Origin of the sequence: Streptomyces phytophilus (assembly GCF_013870535.1) — a bacterium.
Taxonomy (GTDB): Bacteria; Actinomycetota; Actinomycetes; order Streptomycetales; family Streptomycetaceae; genus Streptomyces; species Streptomyces phytophilus.
The window spans coordinates 1-3,001 of the sequence record NZ_JACBXC010000746.1 but is presented as its reverse complement, the minus strand read 5'-3'; the positions used below and the strand labels follow the sequence as shown (position 1 = coordinate 3,001).

Sequence of the window (3,001 nt, the reverse complement as noted above, 5' to 3'; positions counted from 1 at the left end):
GGTCGAAGTAGAGGGCCGGGCCGACGAGGATCGCGGCCATGAAGATCAGGACCAGGGTTCCGACGGTGTATTCGAGGATCGCGTTCATGTCCTCTACGGTCCCGGATCCTTGCACACACAAACAGTGGCAGCTCTGCCATAGGGCTTCGAATTACTGCCAGGCCGGTGGCATACTGTCCGCATGCTCTCCAAAGTGGTCTGTCTGCTCACCGACGAGGTCAACGCCTTCGAGCTGGGCGTCATCTGCGAGGTCTTCGGCATGGACCGCCGCGAGGAGGGCCTGCCGGTCTACGACTTCTCCTTCGCCACCCCGCACCCGGGCCGCGTCACCGTCCACCCCGGCCTGCCCGTCGAGGTGGCGCACGGCCTGGAGCAGTTCGCCGGCGCCGACCTGATCGCCATCCCGGCCGGCCAGGAGTTCGCGTACCGCGACTTCCCGCCCGAGCTGCTGCACGCGCTGCGCGAGGCCGTCGCGCACGGCACGAAGGTGCTGAGCGTGTGCACCGGCGGGTTCCTGCTCGCCCAGGCCGGGCTGCTGGACGGCCGCCGCTGCACGACGCACTGGATGTTCGCCGAGCGCCTCAAGCGCGAGTACCCGCGGGCGCTCGTCGAGCCGGGCGTCCTCTACGTCGTCGACGGCCCGGTGCTCACCTCCGCCGGCACCGCCTCCGGCATCGACGCCTGCCTCGCCCTCGTCCGCGAGGAGCAGGGCAGCAAGGTGGCCAACGCCATCGCCCGCCGCATGGTCGTACCGCCGCACCGGGACGGCGGCCAGGCGCAGTACATCGACCGGCCGGTGCGCGGCACCTGCGAGGACGACGCCATCGGCCGGGTGCTGGCCTGGCTCCTGGAGCACCTGGACGAGGACGCGACGGTGGAGCAGCTGGCGGCGCGGGCGCACCTGGCGCCGCGTACGTTCGCGCGTCGCTTCCAGCAGGAGACGGGCACGACGCCGTACCAGTGGCTGCTGGGCCAGCGGCTGCTGCTCGCGCAGCAGCAGCTGGAGGAGACCGACGCCACGGTGGACGCCATCGCCGCCCGCGCGGGCTTCGGCAACGCGGCCACGCTGCGCCACCACTTCCTGCGCCGGCTGGACACCACGCCCAACGCGTACCGGCGGGCGTTCCGCGGCCCGGCCGTCGGCGCGGGGCGCTGACGGCCGGGCCCGGGCGGCTCTCCGGTCAGCCGAGCACGGCCAGGCAGTCGATCTCCACGAGCAGCCCCGCGGGCAGCCCGACGTACACGGTCGTACGCGCGGACGGCGGCTGCTCCAGCTCCGCGAAGTACGCGTCGTAGATCTGGTTGAACTCGGCGAAGTGGGCGGTGTCGGTGAGGTACACGCGGATCATCACCGCGTCCTCCCACGACGCGCCGCCCTCCTCCAGCACGGCCTTGACGTTCGACAGCGTCTGCTCGGTCTGCGCACGCAGATCCGGGCCCGCGGGGGTCGGGGGCCTGCCCTCCTCGGCCGGCAGGAAGCCGACCTGTCCGGCGACCTGGAGGATGTTGCCCTTACGGACGCCCGCGGAGAAGCGCGCCGGCGGCGGGACGTGGGTGGCGGGGGTGACGTCGGTCTTCTGGGCCTTGTCGCTCATGCGGGCACTCTTCCGGAGTAGTCGTCACTGATCGCTGCCGCCGTGCGGCGGAGCTGCGGGAGGAGGGTCATCAGCTCGTCCGCGGTGACGACGACGTTCGGCGCCGACAGGGAGCAGGCGGCGGCGGTACGGCCGTCGGCGCCGCGGATGGGGGCGCCGATGCAGTTGATGGACTCCTCGTGGCCGCCGAAGTCGGTGGCCCACCCCTGCTCGCGCACCGCGGCCAGCTCGGCGAGCAGGGCGGGGGCGTCGGGCGTCGAACGGGGGGTGTACATGGGGTATTCGAGCCGCTCGGCGACGGCGCGCCGCTCCGGCTCCGGCAGGTCGGCCAGCAGCAGCTTGGCCACGGCCGCGACGGTGATCGCGACGGGCCGGCCGATGCGCGAGTACATGCGCACCGGGTAGCGGCTGTCGACCTTGTCGATGTACATCACCTCGCGGTCCTCGTAGACGGCGAGGTGCACGGTGTGCCCGGTGACCTCGCCGAGCTTCACCAGGTGCGGGTGGGCGATCTCGCGTACGTCCAGGCTCTCGGCCGCCGCCTGGGCGAGGGCGAAGAGCCGGGCGCCGAGGCGGTAGCGCTGGTCGTCCTGGCGGTAGACCAGACCGTGCTCGTGGAGGGTGCGCAGCAGCCGCATCGCGGTGGTCTTGTGCACGCCGAGCCTCGTCGCGACCTGTTCCAGGCCCGCGGGTCCTTCGGCGAGCATCGGGAGGATGGCGAGTGCGCGGCCGACCGACTGGCTCATCGCGTCCTCCCGTCGTGCGCCGTGCCGTCTGCGGTGCCGGTCCACCGTTGACCAGCCGTTCGCCCGGATGTTAGACAGCGGTGTCGATATACGCAACGCACGTTGCGTGTTGCGCAACCAACCTGCTGGAGGGCTTCATGGCGTCCCTCGCCGAGCTGGCGGAAGAACGTATCGACCACCGCTTCAAGGGCCTGCCGCCCGACGCCGCCGGCCTGACGGCCGGCGAGCTGGCCGCCGAGCGCCGGTCGCTGTTCACCGGCGGGTTCACCACCCCCGTGCTCGCGCTCTCCGCGCCCGCGCTGGCGCACAACCTCGGCGCGCTCGCCCGCTTCGCCGCCGCCCGCGGCCTGGCCTTCGCGCCGCACGGCAAGACGACGATGGCCCCGCAGCTCTTCGCCCGCCAGATCGACCAGGGCGCCTGGGGCATCACGGTCGCGGTCCCCCACCAGGCGCGGGTGGCGCGGGCGTTCGGCGTCCGGCGGATCTTCCTCGCCAACGAGCTGGTCGACGCCGCCGCGCTGCGCTGGCTCGCCGCCGAGCTGGCCGCCGACCCGGACTTCCGGCTCGTCTGCTACGCCGACTCGGTACGCGGCGTCGAGCTGATGGACGCCGCGCTGCGGGCGGCCGGCGCCACCCGGCCGGTGGAGGTCGCCGTCGAGC

3 protein-coding genes and 1 pseudogene are annotated in these 3,001 nt (G+C 72.8%); 2 read left to right on the top strand and 2 right to left on the bottom strand.

The genetic code is table 11. The features are described 5' to 3' along the window. The first annotated feature begins 181 nt into the window (after nt 1–181). Nucleotides 182–1,156 carry a GlxA family transcriptional regulator gene (locus tag H5J30_RS24565; protein WP_181789541.1) on the top strand — a complete coding sequence of 325 codons (975 nt, stop codon included), beginning with the start codon at nt 182–184 and terminating at the stop codon, nt 1,154–1,156. Between the two features lie 25 nt (nt 1,157–1,181). Here H5J30_RS24565 and H5J30_RS24560 read toward each other — a convergent pair whose 3' ends face one another. Together H5J30_RS24560 and H5J30_RS24555 are read right to left on the bottom strand one after the other, a co-directional pair. Next, entirely contained in the window at nt 1,182–1,595 is a 414-nt protein-coding gene (locus tag H5J30_RS24560; RefSeq protein WP_181789540.1) for a RidA family protein, read from the bottom strand. Next, nucleotides 1,592–2,341 carry an IclR family transcriptional regulator gene (locus H5J30_RS24555; RefSeq protein WP_181789539.1) on the bottom strand — a complete coding sequence of 250 codons (750 nt, stop codon included), beginning with the start codon at nt 2,339–2,341 and terminating at the stop codon, nt 1,592–1,594. The genes H5J30_RS24560 and H5J30_RS24555 overlap by 4 nt, the downstream gene beginning before the upstream one ends. Nucleotides 2,342–2,478: 137 nt before the next feature. Between H5J30_RS24555 and H5J30_RS24550 the strand changes: the two are divergent. After that, a pseudogene (locus tag H5J30_RS24550) lies at nt 2,479–3,001 on the top strand (amino acid deaminase); the annotation flags it as partial.